The sequence below is a fragment of the Thalassotalea sp. LPB0316 genome, assembly GCF_014898095.1.
GTDB lineage: Bacteria > Pseudomonadota > Gammaproteobacteria > Enterobacterales > Alteromonadaceae > Thalassotalea_G.
Window position 1 is genome coordinate 2,224,933 of record NZ_CP062946.1, and the last position, 20,434, is coordinate 2,245,366.

At 42.1% G+C, this 20,434-nt stretch carries 16 protein-coding genes and 1 pseudogene; 12 read left to right on the forward strand and 5 right to left on the reverse strand.

Annotated features, from left to right (window positions below; genetic code table 11):
- The first annotated feature begins 118 nt into the window (after positions 1 to 118).
- Positions 119 to 967: a GGDEF domain-containing protein gene (locus LP316_RS09870; protein ID WP_193020822.1), complete on the forward strand. Its 849-nt coding sequence runs from the start codon at positions 119 to 121 to the stop codon at positions 965 to 967.
- A 79-nt stretch (positions 968 to 1,046) separates the two neighbouring features.
- On the opposite strand, the gene LP316_RS09875 is transcribed toward LP316_RS09870, so the two are convergent.
- The gene (locus tag LP316_RS09875; RefSeq protein ID WP_193020823.1) at positions 1,047 to 3,194 is read right to left on the reverse strand and encodes a carbohydrate binding family 9 domain-containing protein; all 2,148 of its coding nucleotides are present in this window, start codon (positions 3,192 to 3,194) and stop codon (positions 1,047 to 1,049) included.
- Between the two features lie 299 nt (positions 3,195 to 3,493).
- On the opposite strand from LP316_RS09875, the gene LP316_RS09880 reads away from it, so the two are divergent.
- The 5 genes and pseudogenes from LP316_RS09880 to LP316_RS09900 all read left to right on the forward strand — a co-directional run bounded on the left by LP316_RS09880 (position 3,494) and on the right by LP316_RS09900 (position 8,000).
- Entirely contained in the window at positions 3,494 to 3,964 is a 471-nt protein-coding gene (locus tag LP316_RS09880) for an FKBP-type peptidyl-prolyl cis-trans isomerase (protein WP_193020824.1), read from the forward strand.
- Between the two features lie 18 nt (positions 3,965 to 3,982).
- Positions 3,983 to 4,606: a PolC-type DNA polymerase III gene (locus LP316_RS09885; protein ID WP_193020825.1), complete on the forward strand. Its 624-nt coding sequence runs from the start codon at positions 3,983 to 3,985 to the stop codon at positions 4,604 to 4,606.
- 134 nt (positions 4,607 to 4,740) lie between these two features.
- Complete coding sequence (locus LP316_RS09890) at positions 4,741 to 5,559, forward strand: class I SAM-dependent methyltransferase (protein WP_193020826.1); 819 nt, start codon at positions 4,741 to 4,743, stop codon at positions 5,557 to 5,559.
- Positions 5,560 to 5,959: 400 nt separating this feature from the next.
- Positions 5,960 to 7,290: pseudogene (locus tag LP316_RS09895) on the forward strand (DEAD/DEAH box helicase).
- Between the two features lie 14 nt (positions 7,291 to 7,304).
- Positions 7,305 to 8,000 carry an SIR2 family NAD-dependent protein deacylase gene (locus tag LP316_RS09900; RefSeq protein WP_193020827.1) on the forward strand — a complete coding sequence of 232 codons (696 nt, stop codon included), beginning with the start codon at positions 7,305 to 7,307 and terminating at the stop codon, positions 7,998 to 8,000.
- On the opposite strand, the gene LP316_RS09905 is transcribed toward LP316_RS09900, so the two are convergent.
- From LP316_RS09905 to LP316_RS09915, 3 genes are all read right to left on the reverse strand, one after another.
- Positions 7,986 to 8,477 (reverse strand): GNAT family N-acetyltransferase, encoded by a 492-nt coding sequence (locus tag LP316_RS09905; RefSeq protein WP_193020828.1) that lies wholly within the window; start codon positions 8,475 to 8,477, stop codon positions 7,986 to 7,988. The two genes, LP316_RS09900 and LP316_RS09905, sit on opposite strands and share 15 nt — an antisense overlap.
- Positions 8,478 to 8,764: 287 nt before the next feature.
- The gene (gene ilvN, locus LP316_RS09910) at positions 8,765 to 9,262 is read right to left on the reverse strand and encodes an acetolactate synthase small subunit (protein ID WP_193020829.1); all 498 of its coding nucleotides are present in this window, start codon (positions 9,260 to 9,262) and stop codon (positions 8,765 to 8,767) included.
- Positions 9,262 to 10,986, reverse strand: coding sequence for an acetolactate synthase 3 large subunit (locus tag LP316_RS09915; RefSeq protein ID WP_193020830.1), 1,725 nt, complete (start codon positions 10,984 to 10,986; stop codon positions 9,262 to 9,264). The genes ilvN and LP316_RS09915 overlap by 1 nt, the downstream gene beginning before the upstream one ends.
- 425 nt (positions 10,987 to 11,411) lie before the next feature.
- Between LP316_RS09915 and LP316_RS09920 the strand changes: the two genes are divergently transcribed.
- The gene (locus tag LP316_RS09920; RefSeq protein ID WP_193020831.1) at positions 11,412 to 12,005 is read left to right on the forward strand and encodes a DUF4136 domain-containing protein; all 594 of its coding nucleotides are present in this window, start codon (positions 11,412 to 11,414) and stop codon (positions 12,003 to 12,005) included.
- A gap of 121 nt (positions 12,006 to 12,126) precedes the next feature.
- On the opposite strand, the gene LP316_RS09925 is transcribed toward LP316_RS09920, so the two are convergent.
- Positions 12,127 to 14,502 (reverse strand): putative bifunctional diguanylate cyclase/phosphodiesterase, encoded by a 2,376-nt coding sequence (locus LP316_RS09925; protein ID WP_193020832.1) that lies wholly within the window; start codon positions 14,500 to 14,502, stop codon positions 12,127 to 12,129.
- Positions 14,503 to 15,545: 1,043 nt separating this feature from the next.
- Between LP316_RS09925 and LP316_RS09930 the strand changes: the two genes are divergently transcribed.
- From LP316_RS09930 to LP316_RS09950, 5 genes are all read left to right on the forward strand, one after another.
- On the forward strand, positions 15,546 to 16,553 hold the full coding sequence (locus tag LP316_RS09930; protein ID WP_193020833.1) for an XdhC family protein: 1,008 nt from the start codon (positions 15,546 to 15,548) through the stop codon (positions 16,551 to 16,553).
- The gene (locus LP316_RS09935; RefSeq protein ID WP_193020834.1) at positions 16,543 to 17,178 is read left to right on the forward strand and encodes an NTP transferase domain-containing protein; all 636 of its coding nucleotides are present in this window, start codon (positions 16,543 to 16,545) and stop codon (positions 17,176 to 17,178) included. The genes LP316_RS09930 and LP316_RS09935 overlap by 11 nt, the downstream gene beginning before the upstream one ends.
- 17 nt (positions 17,179 to 17,195) lie before the next feature.
- On the forward strand, positions 17,196 to 17,672 hold the full coding sequence (locus LP316_RS09940; protein ID WP_193020835.1) for a (2Fe-2S)-binding protein: 477 nt from the start codon (positions 17,196 to 17,198) through the stop codon (positions 17,670 to 17,672).
- 2 nt (positions 17,673 to 17,674) lie between these two features.
- Positions 17,675 to 19,969, forward strand: coding sequence for a xanthine dehydrogenase family protein molybdopterin-binding subunit (locus LP316_RS09945; protein WP_193020836.1), 2,295 nt, complete (start codon positions 17,675 to 17,677; stop codon positions 19,967 to 19,969).
- Positions 19,970 to 20,095: 126 nt separating this feature from the next.
- Positions 20,096 to 20,431 (forward strand): transposase, encoded by a 336-nt coding sequence (locus LP316_RS09950; RefSeq protein ID WP_193020511.1) that lies wholly within the window; start codon positions 20,096 to 20,098, stop codon positions 20,429 to 20,431.
- The last annotated feature ends 3 nt before the right edge of the window (positions 20,432 to 20,434 follow it).

The window sequence follows — 20,434 nt, forward strand, 5'->3', positions numbered from 1 at the left end:
ACAACACATGAAATTTTTCTCTCCTCGCCAAAAGGGCAATATGATAATGGCTCTTTGTATTATTGGAGTTCTAGTAATCGCTCCATTTGGCGTCGTGCGTTTACTGCAGGAAGACTATATGATGATGACATTCGATTTCATCATCTCAGGGCTAATTGCCTCAGCTGCTTTATACATCTACTTTACCGGTAAGATTGACTTTCCGACATATCTCTTGGGTTTTCTCTGCTCTGTTGGCACAATTACGACAATCTACATACAGGGAGCTAGCGTTGCTTATTGGGCATACCCCCTAACCATCGTCCAGTATTATATATTCAAACCTAAGGTCGCATTTTGGCTAAATACCTTTACTTTAATTGGCATCTTCCCGCCTTGCTACGCTTCATTAAATTCCATCGAGTTAGCGTCTTTATTAATCACGTTATTCACCACCAATATGTTTTGCTATACCTTCGCTGTGCAAACCGATAAAAGCACCTCTGTATATGAAGAACAAGCACTCAAAGATGGTTTAACAGGCACCCTTAACAGGCGAGCCATGGACAATCGATTTACCCAAATTGAAAAAGGTGGATTAGCAACATCACTGATTATCTTTGACATTGACCGATTTAAAAAGATAAACGATCAATATGGGCACCTAGTTGGCGACGATTTACTGATAAAACTAAGTAGTACAATTAAACAAGAGCTGAGAGCTGAAGATGGCATTTATCGATATGGCGGTGAAGAATTTGTTGTGATAGCACCTAACACACCACTTTCAAGTGCTCATGCGCTTGCAGAAAAACTTCGTGAACATGTCGAAAATGAGGAGCTTTTAGCTGACAGGAAGGTCACGATTTCATTAGGTGTCGCTGAGCTAATGACAAACGAAAGTATTCACGATTGCTTTCAGCGTTGTGATGAAGCACTTTATAATGCTAAGTCCAGTGGCAGAAATCGTACTTGCATCGCCGCCTGATAAACCAATTGCCGCTATTAGCCTACGTATATTTTACCGGTTAACAAGCGATAATTATTCGTCGAATTTCCATGGGTGTTCATAAAGATAAGCCGTAGCTGACTTTAAGGAATACCGAGCGGAAACTGCGGTGCAACTGCCGAAATTCATCATTGGTGAAGCCAACGTCATTGTATCCGGCATACACTACCGTCTGAGGGCTGACTTTGTAGGAATATAGAATTTGTCGGTTGATGTCTTTACTTTGTGCATTAAAGTCCTGTGGATTGCGGTATAAATCGAGATTACGGCTGGTATTGATCTTCTGAAAACTAATACTGAATTGAGTGCGATTCGAGAGTTGGTAAATCATCCGCGCATCAAGTGCTTGAGCCTTGAACAAGGTGCCTCCTGTAACATCCATGCGCTGAAAGTCCATGCCCACATCCATTTGTAAGTGTTTGCCGTATTCAAAATTTATCCGCGGTTGAAAACGCAAATTTGAGCCTGAACGATTGTTGTCATAATCGATTTTATTACCACCGGATACGGCGAGTTTTACTTTTGATGTGGTATGAGGGCGAAACTCTGCACTGAGATTAATATCAGAAATATCAAAGGTGTCTCCCTGATAATATTCGCTACCGCTATTAGCACCGAGCCTTAACGAGGATTGTAGGTCGCCTTTGACGTTGATAAAGGCGTAATACGATTCTTTAAGGGATAGGCCATCACCGCGAGATTGACGTTCGCCACCACCTTGGAGCCTAACTTCATTCCACCACTTGTTCGGCTTAGCGTACCAAGTGCGTGCACCGCCAAGCGCTTGTTTGGCAAAGTTTACCTTTTCGACAAAGCCCATGTCAGCGCGAAAATCTTCATCGTATTCTTCCGAATTAGCATACATTAACCAATCTCTTGACTGATAAAGATAAAGGGCTCGATAAGCAAATCCATCCTTGTCATTCTCCTCACCGTAGCGCTCAGACAAAAGCGCATAATCAAAGGCGTCACGGGTTTCACTGAGCGCGACCTGATAAAAAACACTGTGGTTATCTGCTAGCCGGTGTTTACCGTCTACCGATATCAGATAGTTGTGATAATCATCACTTTGTCGCAGCGTAGAAACGATGCCAGCAAAAGAGTTATCGCCATAATCTCGGCGATACCTCAATACCGCATTAATGCTTTTCTCGTCTAATGTCGTTACCGTAGAGCCGTCAAAATCAGGCACGATAAAAGAGGTGGTGTCGTCATCGGTGATAATAATCCCACCGGTGTTGTTGCCAAGTTTACTGGTGATCTTAGCGCCCCAATTTGGGGTGGCGATATTTCGGGTGTAAACCAGCCGCATAAAGTTCTCAAAATAGTCGGCATTGTCGAGAAAAAATGGCCGTAACTCAGGGTAAAACAACGTAAAGTTATTGTTGACGTCGAGTTGTGCACCATCGACAGAGACCTGCGAAAAATCTGGGTTTATCGTCATGTACAGTGAGGTAGACGGCGTGATCCCCCAGCGAATATCGCCACCGATTTCTGTGTTGCTGAGTGCTTCGGTTTCGCCGCGCTCGGTATCCAAGGTTTGGGAGTTTCCTGTTACAGCATAGGGAATAACATCCAGACTGCGTCCAGGTGATGCGTTGTCAAATCCTTCTAGCTTGGGAAGCTGGCACAAATAACAGGGGTTTTCTCTGTCTAACGGGATATAAGAAATACGCTCAAGGATGCTACGAGGACGGTTGCGAATAAAATTTACCCCCCAGCTTTGCTTACCTGAAGAAGCGACAAATTGCATGACTTTCAACGGGATAGCCATTTCAACTACATAGCCCTGATCGGTCAGTTTTCCGGCTGATTGCCATAAACCATCCCATGCGCTGTTGCCTCTGTTTGACACGCCGTCGTAAACTAAATCCATTTGTGCGCCTAGCGCATTGGCGTAAAACATATAAGAGCGTCGAGCTTCACCGAAAGTGTCTAATACTACGCCGACAAAATCATCTGACCAGCCTTTATCCTGATCTCGATAGGCCGCACGAATAGTATCTGGTTCAGGATCATTGGCGGCAAATGCAATATAAAGCATGTTATTGTTTTCAAGGATCCAGACTTGTGTGCTCGCACTAGGCGCGACATTTTCACCAGGGCGGATTTGATAATCCAGGGTCAGCGTCTTGGCTTGATGCCAAGCTTCATCGTCGAGTACACCATCGATTTTAATCGGTAGCTCGACCTTAGGTAGCGACATAACCTCTATATTAGATGCTAACGAAATCGCTGATAAAACCGCGCAGCTCCATGCAAAGAATAAATTTCGTACAGTGATCCTTGGCCTGAACTGCATAATTGTCCTGTCTGGTCGTTACTTAAAGATGCGTAATAAGCACAGCTTAGCCAACATTTTTATCTAAAACAATCGCGCAAAAGTGTGCAGTGCTTGATATACCAGTATACGCCTCGACCATAGTTTAAAGGCTAAGCATAGACAAATATGCTCAATGACGTAAACTAGCGATCAATCTAGTTCAACATAGTCGGTTATAAAAAATGAAGTACATTGTTATTATGCTTGTTGTTGCCCTAATGGTGTTTATGTATCAACGCGCGGGCAAAAATAAAGCGTTGGCAGTAGAAAATAAACAGATAGGCGAGGCATTTCTTACAACAAATAAACAGCAAGAAGGTGTCGTAGAAACTCAATCTGGTTTGCAGTACTTGGTGTTAAATAAAGGTGACTCAACGATTCAACCATCGGCTAATTCAACGGTAAATGTTCATTACCACGGCACACTCATCGACGGCACGGTGTTTGATAGCTCTGTTGAACGAGGCTCGCCGATCAGTTTTGGTCTTAAGCAAGTTATTGCTGGTTGGACAGAAGGCCTTCAAACCATGCATGTTGGCGATAAAACACGATTTTTTATTCCTGCAGAATTAGCTTATGGCGATCGCGCTGTTGGTAAAATCCCTGCCGGTTCAACGTTGATTTTTGACGTTGAGCTGTTAGCTGTTCAATAAGGTTTTCTCTTGAACACGATGGCAAATTCTTTGGTCGTTTTAGATTTTGAAACGACGGGGTTATCGCCGCAACAAGGTGATAGGGCGATTGAAATAGGTGCGGTAAAACTCGTTAACGGCGAAGTCGTTGATAGTTTCCAAGCGCTAATGAATCCTGGACGCAAAGTAAGTGGTTTTATAGAAGATTATACAGGTATCTCAAATGAGATGCTGGCATCAGCAAAACCCAACGCTGAAGTAATGGAGGAGTTTTGTGATTTTATTTCAGGCAATAATCTGCTTGCCCACAATGCCTCGTTTGATCAGAAATTCCTCGATGCAGAACTGGCGAAAATTGGTCGCAGTTATCAAGGGCAGTTTGTTTGCTCATTACTCACATCGCGCCGGATATACCAAGATGCGCCAAATCACAAATTAGGCACCTTGATTCGTTATAAAGGTATCATCGGCGATGGCAGTTTTCACCGCGCCTTATATGACGCACAAATGACCGCGAAGCTATGGCAAGTCATGTTACTTGATATTGAGGCTCAATTGGGTGAGGCGCTATCCTCTTCTTATCAAGGCGTACCATTTTCCTTGATACAAAAAATCGCTAACACGCCAAAAGCAAAAGTCGCGAAACTGCTCGCTAGTTACTGATAAACTTCAGGCGCTCGTGAACACCCGTTTACGAGGCTAATCTAATAATTTTTTTAGAAAAAGTGACCCAGCTTGGTTATTTTGGTGTATAACATTAGGATTCAATCTAACCAGAAAAATCAAGGTAAATAACAATGAAATATGGAAGAAAATTATTACCCTTGTCTGTTGCGCTAAGTTTAGCGCTACCGTTTGTTGCTAGTGCCGACAAACACGGCACACACAGCATTGATAATACCCACCGCAGTGAAGCTAATCAGCAACGTGATCAGTTTCGCAAGCCACATCAAACCCTTGACTTTTTTGGCGTGAAAGCGACCGACAAAGTTGTTGAAATCCTACCTGGTGGTGGTTGGTATACAGAAATTTTAGCGCCAATGCTAAAGGACAATGGCCAATTAGTTGCGGCACATTACCCAACCACGACAGAATCGAAATATCGCAAGCGCTCAAGAGATAATTTTGAGAAAAAACTCGCTGATAATAAGTCTGTTTATGGCAAAGTGGTTGTTGCCGACTTTGACCCAAAAGCTAGTGTTGATGCCAAAGCACAAAATGCGGATGTCGTATTAACATTTCGCGGTTTACACGGTTTACAAAATGGTAATGATTTAGCTGCAGCTTTCGCTCAGTTCAATGCCATGCTAAAACAAGGTGGTAAATTAGGTGTTGTTCAACACCAAGCGCCAGAAGGTTATGATCCGGTAGAAACGGCGAAAAAAGGCTATTTGCCTAAATCGCATGTGGTAGCTGTAGCAAAAGCAGCTGGTTTTGAGTTAACCGCAGAGGGGTATTTTCACAATAACCCGATGGACCGTATTATCGCAGACGGTGTAGCAGGCGGTGTGTGGACATTACCACCTTCATTACGCACTGAAACTGATGCTGATAAAGAAAAATATCAGAAAGTTGGCGAGTCAAATCGCATGACTTTATTGTTTACCAAGCGCTAATTCTCGAGCGCTCAATATAAGGGCTACCGTTCTAGTTTAACGTGGTTAATGCGTTATAAAGTAAAAGAACGGTAGCCTTTTCACATGTTAGTATTTATACAATATAATGAGATACCCGATTACTAGGGTATGACGTCATTTCTGTAGCGGGCCTAAAACCACTTCGTTATTCCGGCGTTGTCTTAGGCCGGAATCTCATTGCTTGTTATCCCTAACAAAAGATACCCGACTACTCGCAATGACACCATTTCGTCATTGCCGCGAAAGCGGTATTTGCATGCTACCTTTTAATGTCAATTCAAAACCCGGTAACTTAGCAAAACCACACAATTTAATTGCCCCTGGCAAATTAATACAGGTTATAATAGGTAGATTAATAAAAGCAGGACTGGAGTAACACTTGCAATTTTCTGATTTTGGTATTGAACGAAAACTTCTTGAAACGGTTGATCATTTAGGTTTTAAAGCACCCACTGAGATCCAACAACAAGCAATACCTGCAGCGATGGCTGGTCACGATTTGATCGCATCTTCAAAAACCGGCTCAGGCAAAACCCTCGCTTTTGTCGTACCGGCCATGCAACGTGTTATGCGCCAAAAAGCGTTGACCAAAAAAGATCCTCGCGTACTTATTCTTGCACCAACCCGCGAGTTAGCTAAGCAAGTATTCAATCAATTGCGTTTGTTTACTGCCAATACCCCTTTAAAGCTGTGTTAATTCTCGGTGGTGAAAACTTTAACGATCAAGTCAAAGTCCTTGAAAAACACCCGCATTTTTTAGTCGCCACGCCTGGCCGTTTAGCGGACCACTTAGAGCAAGGTCATTTTTACTTAGAAGGGCTAGAACTGCTGATATTAGACGAAGCAGACCGAATGTTAGATTTAGGCTTTGCAGAGCAGCTGAGTAAAATTAATCAAGCGGCGAACCATCGCAAACGTCAAACTCTAATGTTCTCGGCAACCTTAGATCACGCGCAAGTGAATGAGTTTGCCATGGCAATGCTAAAATCTCCTAAACGTATAGCAATAAACCAAAGCCACGATGAGCATGCAGATATCAGCAAGCGCTTTTACCTTGCCGACAACCTAGAGCACAAAGAAGCCTTGTTAACCCATGTATTAGCAGCCGAAAATTACAGCCAAATGATTGTATTTACTGCAACACGCGCCGATACAGAACGTTTGGCATCACTGTTAGCGCAAAAGGATATTCCAGCGGTTGGCTTAAGTGGAGAGTTAAACCAAGGTCAACGCAATCAAATAATGGATCAATTTAGTCGTGGGCAATACAAAGTATTGATCACCACAGATTTAGCGTCACGCGGTTTAGATTTGGTTAACGTTTCACATGTAGTGAATTTTGATATGCCAAAACACACTGAAGAGTTTGTTCACCGCATTGGTCGCACAGGGCGCGCTGGTAGCAAAGGTGATGCGATATCATTTGTCGGGCCCAAAGACTGGTTGAGTTTCAAAAATGTTGAAGGCTTTTTACAAACCCAATTTAAGTTTAGTGTTATTGATGAGTTACCGGCAAAATTCAAGGGCTTGAAGCCAAAGAAAGTGAAGGTTGCAAAAGCAATAAAACCGGCCGATAACAAACCCAAAGCAGCTGATAAAGTTCAATTAGGGCCTAAGGTGAAGAAGAAGGTGAAGTTTATTGACGATGCCGGCGATTTACCTATTTTAAAACGAAAATCTGGCTTACAAGATAACGATAAAGAAGATTAATCGAAGAGTTATTGATGAAAAATATCGTGGTAATGACGGGCGCAGGGATGAGCGCGGAAAGCGGTTTGAAAACCTTTCGCGATGACAACGGTTTATGGGAAGGCCACGATGTGATGGCGGTTGCCTCTATTGAGGGCTGGTATAAAGATCCCGAGTTAGTATTAGCATTTTACAATCAGCGACGAGCGCAATTGCTAACGGTTGAGCCAAATGCTGGCCACAAGGCTGTTGCACAATTAGAAAAGGCTTTTGAGGTAAAAGTTATCACTCAAAATGTCGATGATTTACACGAACGTGCTGGTTCAACTCAAGTTATTCATTTACATGGCGAGCTTTTGAAAGCGTGTAGTGTTGTTCAAAAAGCGCATGTTCACGAGTGCCGCACGTCGATAAATCTCGGTGATACTGGCGTTGATGGCGAGCAAATTAGGCCGTTTATTGTTTGGTTCGGTGAAGATGTTCCGTTATTACCCGAAGCAGCATTTGAGGTATCGCAAGCGGATATCATTTTGATTATTGGTACCTCTATGCAAGTATACCCAGCAGCTAGTTTAGTTGAATATGCTAAGTCAGATTGCCAAATTTACTATATTGATCCCAATCCTCAAATCAATTATGCCTTGGCGCAATCAAATCAATTAAAAGTCATTGATAAAAGTGCTGGTGAGGCGTTACCTGCGCTTATCGAAGCGCTATTAACTCAAGCATGAGCGATAGCTAAAAGCCCTTAACGAAGGTTGGTTATTGGCGTATAAAGCAAAGCGTTGTTGTAGCGTTTCATTAAGCTTATGCGGCTGTGTGATGACAAACTGCGCTTGCTGATAAAACGGTGCTAATTGCTGATCTGCAAAACAGACAATTGAATGGTGAACGTTAGCACAGTGCGTTAATAAGCTATGACCAAACCCTTGATTTCGATGTTCATTATCAACAAATAACGCATGCAGAAATAGCGAAGATTGAGGCGAGGGCACTAGTGACTCTTGCCCTGAGTGAAGTGCGTGTACCTTTTCTAAGTCTGATAAAATCACACTGGCAATTATTTGCTGTTTGGTTTTAATGACATAACAAATATCGAAACCCATAAACTTTGCGCTATAACCATGGCGACGATAAAACGCTACAACGTCTTTTTTATCAGCTTTAGTGGCTTTGCGAATAGGGTAGGGATTGATGAGTTCACGCATGTATTACTGACGATATCACTATTTATAGAGGTTATGGCTACTACTAGTGTACTTGATTTGACAATGTTGCCATAGCCATTACAAAAATTACCGCCATACCCGCTACAGAACTTTCGCCATATGCGATACAAAACTTTCGTCATACTCGGTACAAAACTTTTGTCATACCGAGTAGTCGGGTATCTTGTTTTTTTGATGAATCGGCTAAGAGATTCCGGCCTAAAACAACACCGGAATGACGGTGTAGGAAAACGGCGATGAACGCCGTTATCTGCTAGTCTACGGGATTAAACCCTAAGGGCTTTTTCACCACGGGCAATACCTACTGTGCCAGAACGCACTGATTCAATAATCTCGGTTTCATTGGCTAAGATCTGTATAAAGGCATTAATTTTTTCAACATCACCTGTCAATTCTATGGTGTAAACTTGTTTGCCAATATCGACAATTGAGCCGCGAAAAATATCTGTGATGCGCGTCACTTCAGTTCTCGCTTTGTCGGTCATTGCGAGTACTTTAATCAATAATAATTCACGCTCAACATGGTTGCGTTCAGTTAAATCGGTAATTCTGATCACATCAATTAACTTGTTAACTTGTTTAACGATCTGCTCAAGTACGCGATCGTCACCTTTTGTCACTATGGTAATCCGAGAAAGACTGTTGTCCTCGGTTGGCGCGACACTCAGGGTTTCAATGTTAAATGCGCGTTGAGAAAATAGCCCAACAATACGCGATAAAGAGCCCGGTTCGTTTTCTAATAAAATAGCTAGTATTCGGCGCATTATGCTTTAACTCCTTTGCTCAACCACATATCGTCAACCGCACCATGCTTAATCTGCATCGGGTAAACGTGCTCTTTTTCATCAACTAAAATATCAACAAATACCAGGCGATCTTTTATCGCAAATGCCTGCGCCATTTTATCCTCTAATTCATCTAAGTGATTAATTTGAATGCCTACGTGACCATAAGATTCTGCTAGCTTGATAAAATCAGGCAGTGATTCCATATAGGAAGACGAGTGGCGTCCACCGTAAATCATATCTTGCCATTGTCTAACCATCCCCAGTGATCGGTTGTTCAATGAAATGATTTTAACGGGCAAATTGTATTGTAAACAGGTTGATAACTCTTGAATGTTCATCTGAATGGAACCATCGCCTGTGACACACACTACATCAGAGTCTGGAAAGGCCATCTTAACCCCCATTGCAGCCGGTAAGCCAAAGCCCATCGTGCCTAAACCACCAGAATTGATCCATTGGCGGGGTTTATCAAAGGGGTAATATTGGGCTGCAAACATTTGGTGCTGACCTACATCAGAACAGATATAAGCTTGGCCGTTAGTGATCTGATACAGTGTTTCAACCACGCGCTGTGGTTTTATTTTGCCATCACCTTGCTCATAGCTAATACTTTTTTGCGCACGCCACGCTTCTATCTGTTGCCACCACTGGGCATTAGTATCTTGATTGAACGTAAATTCTTGGGCAGCGATTTCATCGAGCAGTTGCTGAATAACGATATCAACTAAGCCGACAATAGGAATGTGGGCATTAATCGTTTTTGAAATGGATGTCGGATCAATATCAACATGTACGATAGTGGCATCGGGGCAAAATTTAGCAACCTTATTCGTTACCCGATCGTCAAAACGAGCACCTAAGGCCAAGATAACATCGGCATTGGCCATGGCTTTATTTGCCTCTAAAGAGCCATGCATACCAAGCATGCCGATAAAGTTCTGATGTGTACCGCTAATGCCACCAAGTCCCATTAAGGTGTTAGTGATCGGGGCGTTAAGTGTTTCCACTAATTGAGTTAACAAGCCACTGGCATTAGCACTAATAATGCCACCGCCAGAATAAATGACTAAGCGCTTGGCTTTGGTAATAGTGTTAACCGCTTTTTTTATTTGTTTTTGATGTCCTTTGATATTCGGGTTGTATGCGCGAAGGTTGATCTCTTTTGACATCTTAAATGGCGCTTTGTGATCGGGAATTAGCATATCTTTTGGCAATTCAACGACAACAGGGCCAGGGCGGCCGGTGTTGGCAATGTAAAAAGCTTTAGCAATCACATTGGGAATATCGACCAGTGTTCGACAACTGAAGCTGTGTTTCACTATTGGCCGTGAACAACCAACAATGTCAGTTTCCTGGAAGGCATCATCGCCAATCATATTGCTAGCAACTTGACCCGCCAGTACTACCATCGGAATAGAGTCCATATAAGCGGTTGCAATACCGGTAACACAATTGGTTGCACCAGGCCCCGAAGTTGCTAAGACAACGCCGACTTTACCTGTTGCTCTAGCATAGCCATCAGCCATGTGGGTAGCCGCTTGCTCATGGCGAACAAGAACATGTTCAACTTTATCTTGGGTAAAAATCGCATCGTAAATATCTAAAACGGAGCCGCCGGGGTAGCCAAAGATGTATTGCACATCCAATTCAGCTAACGCTTTGATCACCATTTCTGCGCCGGTATAGTGTTGCGTTGTCATGAGTGTTGTTGCCCTATCTAAAAAATTAAATCATTGAAAACAAAAAAGCCCCCAGTCCTAAGAGTGGGGGCTTTGCGATATGCGTTAGTAAAACTTAACTACGACAAGCTCCCCGAGGTAATAAAATTACCACGACGACGAGGAGGTTGAGGACGGTTAAGTTGTTCATTTAAAGTTAACGCTCTAAAAATTTGAATTACCTCTATTTATAACCCATCAACGAGAAGTGTCAACAACTTTTTACGAAATAGTGAATATTGTAACTCGTGATGATCAATTTGTTATCTTGACAATAAATCAGTTTTCAATCTGCTAGCGTAAGTCTATAGTAAATATCGAGTTAAATTCCTTTTGAACTTAGTTTTATTCGTACAATCATAGTAAGATACTTATCGTTAAATAATGTCACTAAACAAGGGTTTACAATGCAATTAAAAAATATTTTCTCAGTTATCGCGCTTTCATTAGTGTTAGCGGCGTGTTCGTCAACTAATAGCGCTAAAGTGAACGCCGATAAAAACGATCAAATTGACACGTCAGGCTACAAAACATTTGCTTGGATTTCCGATGCAAAAACACTATCGCTACCTATTGATTTAAACCCAGTGATGCAAGTTCGCGTTGAAAAAGCTATTGAGCAAGCCTTTATTAACAAAGGTTACGAGCTAATTGACGATAGAGAAGCGGCGGATTTCACGATTGCCTATACAGTTGGCTCGCGTGACAAGATCAAAGTTGATAGCTATCCGGCAAGTTACCACGGCCAATTTGGTTGGGGCCGAGGCTATTACCCGCGTCATAGTTACTACGGTGTTGGTATGGGGACAGAAACTCAAGTACGTTCATATACAGAAGGTAAGTTAGCGATTGATGTATTTGACGTTAAAAGCAAGCAACCTGCATGGCATGGTTGGGCGGTGAAGCGTTTAAAAAGCGGTACACAAGAAGCTCCTACAGAAGTGATTACCCAAATTGTTGATCAAGTGATCAGCCAATTTAACGTTACTGAGTTGAAATAACATTATTGAGAGCATAGCTTGATTTGTAAAATTCTGTTTTACAAGGAATTTTGTGTTGACCGCCAATAGTTGAATATTTCAATTATTGGCGGTTTTTCTTATCTTCCGTGGTAAGGTAAACCTAAATTTTATGGCCATTGGCAAGCGGCTTTTTTAGCCAAGCCTCAAATTCAATTTTTGGTAGCGGCTTGCTGTAATAATAGCCTTGAAAGTACTGGCACCCCATCGAGCTCAATAGCTCAACTTGCTCTAAAGATTCGGTCCCTTCTGCAATATTGATTAGTTCCATCGCTTGGCCTATCGCCAAAATGGACTTAACCAATTCTCTATTGCGCTCATCGTATAAGCCATCAACAAACGATTTATCGACTTTTAGTACATCGAGTGGTAATTCGTTTAAATAACTCAATGAAGAATAACCTGTACCAAAGTCATCTAAAGCTATGGTAAAGCCATGCTTTCTAAGTTTTGATAAGGTAATGATAGCGTTATCTTTATCCGTTAATAAACCTGACTCGGTAAGCTCGAGTTCTACTAGGTGATAGGGTAGGTCTAAGCGCTTTACAATCGAAATTAAAAAAGCGATAAACTCAGGATCTTCAAATTGAGAAGCGGTTACGTTGATCGAAATGGGTACAAGCGGTAAGCCTTGTTCTCGCCACTGGCAAAAATCGGCTATTACTTGCTCAACCACCCAACGTCCTAGTGCGTGAATAGCACCGGTTTCTTCCGCGACAGGAATAAACTCAGCAGGAGAAACAAAGCCGCGTTTGTCACTATTCCACCTCAATAGCGCTTCTGCGCCAAACAGTTCAGCTGCTTTATTGACTTTGGGTTGGTAGTATACTGACAAACCATCTTCAACTTTCAGGGCTTCAAGCAAATCAGCTTCGAGTGCTCGGATGTATTCTTTATTAGATAAAAATGTCGGGTCAAAAAAGGTATATTTACCGCGGCCCTGTTCTTTGGCTCGGATCAGCGCTTGTTCAGAGGCGCTGATCACATCAAAATTATCTTGTTGCTGAGAAGGGAAAAGTACGGCGCCCATGGTGCAGCTTATATTGATTTTTCGATTACCAACAAAACAGGTTTGATTGACAATCGCTTTAATCGCTGTCCAATGAACATTGATAAGTGCGTTGATATCTGTTTTTACTTTATTAATGACGAGGGCAAACTCATCGCCACCGCTACGGGCAAAAAATAACCCTTCAGCACTGTAGTTGTTTAACCTTTCACCGATCACTTTAATGACTTGATCGCCAATATCGTAACCGTACTTTCTGTTAATGTCGCCAAAGTAGTCTAGGTCAAATAGCATCAGTAATGCTTGCTCGTCTCTCCCCGCAAATTCGGTGTTAATTCTATTGATATAAGTAAGAAGCTTAGTACGATTGGGCAAACGGGTTAAGTAATCGACATAGGCAGTAGCTTTAAGCTCATTTTGCAAAGCTTCACGGCGAAGCTCTGCGCTTATGCGCGTAGCAAATACATCGGTTACTGTTCGCAGTATTTGCTCATCGTTAAGAGGGGCTTTAAACAGTAATACTAAAACACCTATCGTACATTTATTAGCCCCGACGATAGGGTAACCCACATACGCCTCAATTCCTTCCTGCATCAGCATTAGGTCTTTTGGATAATCTAATGCAACCCCTGAGCGATGAACACAAGCATCGATTGTTAGCACATTTTCGCAAGGTGTCCCCGCGCGTTCATACAAGAAATTATCAACTTGATTACCATCTTTATAAACGAGGTTTGTTCGTATTTTACTGCGATCTTGGTCATCGACTAACCCGTAAATAACATAATCGGCCTTGCTGTATTGACACAGTAGTTCGATTGCCTGCTGATAAAAACTCGCATCGTTTTCTTCATTTGATATTTTTGCCAAACGTGAAAACACCAGATGCAGTGATTCCTTTTGTTTGACTTCACTAGAAAGCGCAATCGATTTTTCCTTGTAGCCCCGACTGATAATCGTTAATGCGATAAATGATAATAACGTCATTGGCACACCACCAACATATACCCAGTTACTATTTAGCTGATCTATCTGATAACCAATATAACTGGTTATAAATTGCAAAAAGACGGTAAATACTAAGATTGCAGATAACTCATTTTGTTTGCGTCGATAGAACCTCAGCGCGCAATAAGCCAAAAATAACGACATCGCGCCATAGATAAAGTGCATGATTGGGAAGTAGACGTAGGTCTCACCCGTCAAAAGATAAGCCTGATCACCAAATATCGTAATGTACGATACTAATTCAACTTGTTGACCATACCTTAGCGATGTTTCTGATAGGAAATTAATAAACAATAAGGGAACCGATAGTAATGTGAATAAGGCAAAGACAAGTTTGGTGTGCTTAAATCGAGTCCAATACCCGAAAATCAAGACAAAAACGGGATAACCAAAAATGATAGAAGCTAAATGAAGTTTACTAAAATATATAGCTGATTCGATATCATCAGATGTTAATAACATCAGTGAAAACCAATGAAAAATAAAGATTATTATGTTGAGCATTGCTAATGCTAAAAAGTGTTTATTGCGTCGATTAATGCCTGATATTAGGATCAAACACACGCACAGCGCATTTAGGCACATCAAAACACTGTAAAACGCTACCATAAAAAATCCTTCTTGCTTCTCTATCAACCAAAGCGATTTATTTGGTTTCAATCTTTACTATGTATAACACAAGGGGTTGGTTTCTTCCTGTTAATGGTATTTGCCAATTCATTTTAATCATTGAACACTAAAGCTAAGTTTGGAGACTTCTGCATCTTTATTACCAAACGGCCATATTTCCTCAGTCAATGTGAGACATGTCTTACATTAGCGTAGGAGATATGTGTTATTTGCGGTAGTCCTATATTTTATTTTTGGCTTTAATATGTTGTTTTTTAATGTTTTATTAGGGTTTTGTTGTTTGTTGCAATTTTGTTAAATAGAATCATTTTAATTGAGTGTATTCAGCTTTAATCTCATTCGCGTAATATTATCAACGTCAGGAAGACAAAGGTCAGGAAGACCTTCTACTAGGAAGGTAACTTACTAGGATGGTCAGGGAAAGTTTCAGGATGAAACTTGTAATAGGGATGTTACACAGGAAGTCTTTAACTCATGGATGAGTTAATAAGGAAGACAAACGCCAGGATGGCGATAAGGATAGCTTAAAATTTGTATTTGCATTTCAAGGTTGGAAGTGCTGCCGAGGATGGCAAAGGACAAAGAACGGATACTTCGGATAAACTAGGGATAGTACTTCAGGATGAAGAAGGGACTAAGATTGATGAAGGATTTATCAAGCTAGATAGTTAAAAAGCGACTCGCACTGGAGTCGCTTTTTTCTTTTTAGCGCGCTAACACACTCTTGCACTTCATTTTATTTATTAGCTCAAGATCATTCCCGGAAAACAGTCGTTCAACTTGTTGAAAATGACACTCGTCGTTATTCGTTGGCAGTTTGTCTTTATCATGCTAGCTTGAGGTTATGATTTAACGTTTTATTAACGCAAAAGTTCATGACGACAATAGATAATCATATCGAAAGCTTGTTAACGCATTGGTGTTTACACAAAAATAAATGCCAATGGGTTTTAGCCACAGTCATCGAAACACAGGGATCGGCATATCGCAAAGCCGGTGCCATGATGCTGATCAACGACTTAGGGCAGTTTTTTGGTTTGGTTAGTGGGGGCTGTTTAGAATCTGATGTCATGCGGCACGCAAAGCAGTGCTTGGTTAGTGGTGAAAATAAAATCGTGACCTACGACATGCAGGACGATAGCGACATTAGCTGGCAACTTGGCATTGGCTGTGGTGGTATGGTCAAAGTGTTGCTTCAACCACTCCTCGAATCGAATCAATATTTACAGCTTGAGCAGGTACTTAAGCTGTTAAAGCAAGGTTTACCGGTTAATTATCATGTTAACGCTGGCGATAAACTTGCCGATAATACAGTGCTCTCAAGCGATTATGATAGTGACGCTAATCGTTTGGTATTTACCTTAGCGCCTCGCGTTAAGCTGATTATTTTTGGTGCAGGTAGTGATGCCATTCCGTTGGTGAATATGGCAAAACAACTTACTTGGCATGTTAACCTCATCGATTCTAGACCTAGCTATGGCAGAAAAAGTCTATTTGGCCAGGCTGATAATATTATTAAAGCGAGCTTTACTGAACTTTCAAATCATCCAGAAATACTAGCTGCCGATATTGCTATTATTATGACGCACAACCTCACATTAGATGCCAAAGCACTGAGCTTGTGTCAAAGCCTTAATCTAAAATATTGTGGTTTATTAGGCCCGCAGCACAGAACTGAGCGAGTATTGCGAATCGCGAAAATGACGATAGACGCGCTTACCACGCCATTGTTTAACCCAGTGGGTTTTGATATTGGTGGCGAGTTACCTGAATCGATTGCATTGTCGATGCTAAGTCAGGCTCATGCTTGTGTACACGGTAAACTTGAATTGGCAAAACAACATAATGTACTGGTAAAAAGAGGCTTTAAAAATGCCGTATAGTGCTTTGTTATTTGCCGCTGGTGCGAGCACGCGATTTTCGGGCCTTAAACAGCTACAAAAGGTTGGCAAAACCACCTTAGTAGAGCATTGTTTTAATGCGCTTAATGGCAGTGACATCGATGATGTCAGGTTGGTGTTGTCAAATCAAAATCGTCATATTCTAGATACGGTGAGTATTGCGTTAAAACAGGTATTAGTCGCGTCGAATGCCAATGACGGGTTAAGCTCAAGTATTAGTGATGCGATCAAACAACTGCGCCAAGAAAACAATACCTTAGCTAAGTTTACTTTACCGACAACCTCTCATGTATTAATCAGCTTGGCTGACCAAATCAGCTTAACAACCGATGATTTTCAGCGGCTCATCTTAGCTTCAAAAAATAACCCTAACAACATTGTATGTGCCAGCAGTCAGATTGGCCTGAGCCCGCCAGTGATTTTTCCTTCGCAATTTTTTAACGCGTTAGCACAACTCACAGGTGATAGCGGCGCTAAGTCAGTATTAATAGATAACAAACAGCATATTTTACCGGTAACCATCAATAACGCAGCCTGTGATATTGATACCCACGAAGATTTTGCTCAATGGCAGCAACAACAAATACACTTTACAGCAGCGACTTAACAAGGAGCTAACCGCATATGATTAAATTCAAGATTAATAATAAGGATGTCACATTAGGTGTTGAGCAAGAAATGCCAATCCTCTATGCCATTCGAGATGAATTAAAGTTAACGGGTACCAAGTTTGGTTGTGGGGCTGGTCAGTGCGGTGCGTGTACAGTGCATGTTGATGGTCAAGCGATTCGCTCTTGTATTACGCCAGTTTCATTTGCTAATGGCAAGCATATCACCACCATTGAGGGGCTTGATAAGAACAACGATCATGAACTTCAGATCACTTGGCGCGAATTTAACGTACCGCAATGTGGCTACTGTCAGTCAGGGCAAATTATGAATGCAGCGGCTTTGTTATCGCAAAACCCAGCGCCAAGCGATCAAGATATCGATAACGCAATGCAAGGTAATATTTGTCGTTGTGGTACGTATCCTAGGATCAAAGCGGCGATAAAAAAAGCGGCACAGCTCAAGGCTGATAACAAAGTGAAGGAGGCGTAATCATGGAGCAGGTAAAAGCATCGCAAAATGTTGTGGTCAATGTCAGTCGCCGCCGGTTTATTCAAGGGTTGGGCTTAGGCTCTAGCGCATTGGTTTTGGGCTTGTCGTTACCAGGCTTTTCGGCACTTGCGAGTGGTCAAACAGCGACAGAAAAGGCCGAGCACGCACTTAACTTTTTTGTCGCAATTGATAACGATGGTACTACATCTATTGTTTGTCATCGCGCTGAAATGGGCCAAGGGATCCACACCTCAATTCCTCAAATGATCGCCGATGAACTCGAAGCCGATTGGGCACAAGTTGTTATGGTGCAAGGCAAAGCTGATAAACGCTATGGCTCGCAGGGCACTGCCGGGTCAACGTCTATTCGAAATCAATATATTCAAATGCGCCAGATTGGCGCGAGTGCTCGGCAAATGCTTGAGCAAGCGGCGGCAAATAAGTGGCAGGTGCCGTTGGCAAAAGTGAGCGCTGAAAATCATCGAGTGAAAAACTTGGTGACTGGTGAAAGTATCGGGTTTGGCGCACTCGCGATGGCGGCTAGTGCTCTTGAGGCACCTAAAACTGAAGCGATTAAATTAAAATCACCTGAGCAATTTCGTTATATCGGTAAATCGGTCAAGCTGTTTAATATTGACGACATCGCCGCTGGTAAAGCGATTTATGCCCAAGATATCCAACTCCCTGATATGTTGATTGCCAGTATCGCTAGACCACCTGTAGTGGGTGGTAAGGTGAAGTCTTTTGATGCTAGTAAAGCGCTAAAAGTAAAGGGTGTAGTTGATGTCATTCAACTTAAAGATCGCAACATGCCAGTGAGCGTGCTTCCTTTGTCGGGCGTTGCCGTGTTAGCGACTAATACTTGGGCAGCTCACCAAGGTCGTAAACAGTTAATTATCGAATGGGACCACGGGGATAACGCTAGCCATAATACGAAGCAGTATCAACAAGAGCTGATTGATAAAGTGAATGCCAAGGGTATTTCAATTAGGCAAAAAGGCGATGTCTATCAACATAAATATGATGATAAACGAACGGTTGAAGCGACTTATAGTGTGCCTTATATCAACCATTCACCCATGGAAACACCAAGCGCAACAGCTGTGGTTACTGGCTCGGGTGACAATACCCAATGCGTCGTTTGGGCGGGAACTCAAAACCCGCAATGGGCGCAGTCAGTTGTTGCGGCAGAGCTTGGCTTACGTGAAGATAAGCTAGAAAATGTTGAGATTAACCTGACCTTGATGGGCGGGGCTTTTGGTCGTAAATCAAAGGCCGACTTTATTGTTGAGGCCGTTGAGCTCTCACAAAAGGTTAAGCGCCCCGTAAAAGTTGTTTGGACGCGTGAAGACGATATTCAGCACGGTTTTTATCATTCTATATCTGCTAATTACCTAAAAGCTGAGCTAACGGCTGACAACAAAGCTGATTTTTGGTTGCAGCGCGTGACTTACCCACCTATTGGTTGGTTATTTAACGATAAACAGGACAAACCAAGCCATCGAGATTTATCACTAGGGTTTGGCGACATTCCATTTGAGTTGAATAACTTAATGTGTGAAACCCAAACGGTAACGACTCATATTCGCACCGGTTGGGTGCGTTCTGTTGCCTGTATTAACAATGGCTTTGCTTTGGGGTCATTTGTTGATGAGCTCGCGGTCAAAGCCAATATTCCGACAAGACAAATGTGGCTGAACTTACTTGGTTCGGATCGCCACATTGATGAATTGAAAGACGAAGGTTTTGATTACAGTAACTACGGCATGGATTATTCGACCCATCCTATTGATGTTAAACGAATGAAGTCGCTAATAAATTTGATTAGTGATAAAGCTCAAGTGGAAGAAAAATTACCTGAAAATCAGGGCTGGGGCATTAGCTTTTTACGTAGTTTCGGCTCTTATGTTGCAGCTGCAACCAAAGTAGAGGTGACTAATAACACAGTAAAAGTGCTAGAGATGCATACTGCGATTGACTGTGGTGTTGCGGTAACACCTGATCGGGTTAAGTCGCAAATGGAAGGCGCGATGATTTTTGGCTTATCGATCACCTTAATGGGTGAGATTACGACCAAAGACGGTAAAGTGGAGCAGTCAAACTTCCACGACTCACCTGTAACGCGTATGCATCAATCACCACCGATGTTTGTTCATATTGTTGAGTCCAATGAACCTCCAGGTGGTGTCGGTGAGCCAGGTGTTCCGCCAATTATTCCAAGTATTACTAATGCGATTTACCACGCGTGTGGTAAGCGGATAAGGCACTTACCCGTTAATAAAACGATGTCGGTATAAGGCGCTAAGGTTAAGGCTGAAAGGCTATAAAGCGGTAACGCTCGAGGGTGGTAAGGTTTTAGGGTTATAAGTAGAGTGACCCCGTTTTAGTGGACACCTTTTTAAATTTAATATTTAGAGGTGTCTATGCGATACAAATCTCGAAAACAATACAGTGAATGCTATAAGATGGATGTTGTAAGACAATCTGTTGAAAGCATTGAAACTCTCCCAGAGTTTGCCAAGCGAGTTGGCATAAATGTTCACATGATACAGCGGTGGCGTAAAAAATACCTTTCATCAGATCCAATAGTTCCAGTGGAGTTAAAAAAATTGAAAGGTCCTGATAAAAGCTACAAACAACTTGAAAAAGAAAATGAACGTTTAAAGAAACAACTTGAACGTGCGAATGAAGATATTGAAATCCTAAAAAAGGCGGAAGAGTTCTTCAAGGAAAAACGGCAGAAAAATTCGAGTTCATAGAGC

What these genes read in the sequence shown, in the direction of transcription:
- LP316_RS09915 (WP_193020830.1), bottom strand. Translation starts at nt 10,986, where the DNA reads ATGACAACGCAACACTATACCGGCGCAGAAATGGTGATCAAAGCGTTA.
- LP316_RS09885 (WP_193020825.1), top strand. Translation starts at nt 3,983, where the DNA reads ATGGCAAATTCTTTGGTCGTTTTAGATTTTGAAACGACGGGGTTATCG.
- LP316_RS09950 (WP_193020511.1), top strand. Translation starts at nt 20,096, where the DNA reads ATGCGATACAAATCTCGAAAACAATACAGTGAATGCTATAAGATGGAT.
- LP316_RS09870 (WP_193020822.1), top strand. Translation starts at nt 119, where the DNA reads ATGATGATGACATTCGATTTCATCATCTCAGGGCTAATTGCCTCAGCT.
- ilvN (WP_193020829.1), bottom strand. Translation starts at nt 9,262, where the DNA reads ATGCGCCGAATACTAGCTATTTTATTAGAAAACGAACCGGGCTCTTTA.
- LP316_RS09925 (WP_193020832.1), bottom strand. Translation starts at nt 14,502, where the DNA reads ATGTTATTAACATCTGATGATATCGAATCAGCTATATATTTTAGTAAA.
- LP316_RS09935 (WP_193020834.1), top strand. Translation starts at nt 16,543, where the DNA reads ATGCCGTATAGTGCTTTGTTATTTGCCGCTGGTGCGAGCACGCGATTT.
- LP316_RS09880 (WP_193020824.1), top strand. Translation starts at nt 3,494, where the DNA reads ATGAAGTACATTGTTATTATGCTTGTTGTTGCCCTAATGGTGTTTATG.
- LP316_RS09930 (WP_193020833.1), top strand. Translation starts at nt 15,546, where the DNA reads ATGACGACAATAGATAATCATATCGAAAGCTTGTTAACGCATTGGTGT.
- LP316_RS09920 (WP_193020831.1), top strand. Translation starts at nt 11,412, where the DNA reads ATGCAATTAAAAAATATTTTCTCAGTTATCGCGCTTTCATTAGTGTTA.
- LP316_RS09940 (WP_193020835.1), top strand. Translation starts at nt 17,196, where the DNA reads ATGATTAAATTCAAGATTAATAATAAGGATGTCACATTAGGTGTTGAG.
- LP316_RS09875 (WP_193020823.1), bottom strand. Translation starts at nt 3,194, where the DNA reads ATGTCGCTACCTAAGGTCGAGCTACCGATTAAAATCGATGGTGTACTC.
- LP316_RS09905 (WP_193020828.1), bottom strand. Translation starts at nt 8,477, where the DNA reads ATGCGTGAACTCATCAATCCCTACCCTATTCGCAAAGCCACTAAAGCT.
- LP316_RS09945 (WP_193020836.1), top strand. Translation starts at nt 17,675, where the DNA reads ATGGAGCAGGTAAAAGCATCGCAAAATGTTGTGGTCAATGTCAGTCGC.
- LP316_RS09900 (WP_193020827.1), top strand. Translation starts at nt 7,305, where the DNA reads ATGAAAAATATCGTGGTAATGACGGGCGCAGGGATGAGCGCGGAAAGC.
- LP316_RS09890 (WP_193020826.1), top strand. Translation starts at nt 4,741, where the DNA reads ATGAAATATGGAAGAAAATTATTACCCTTGTCTGTTGCGCTAAGTTTA.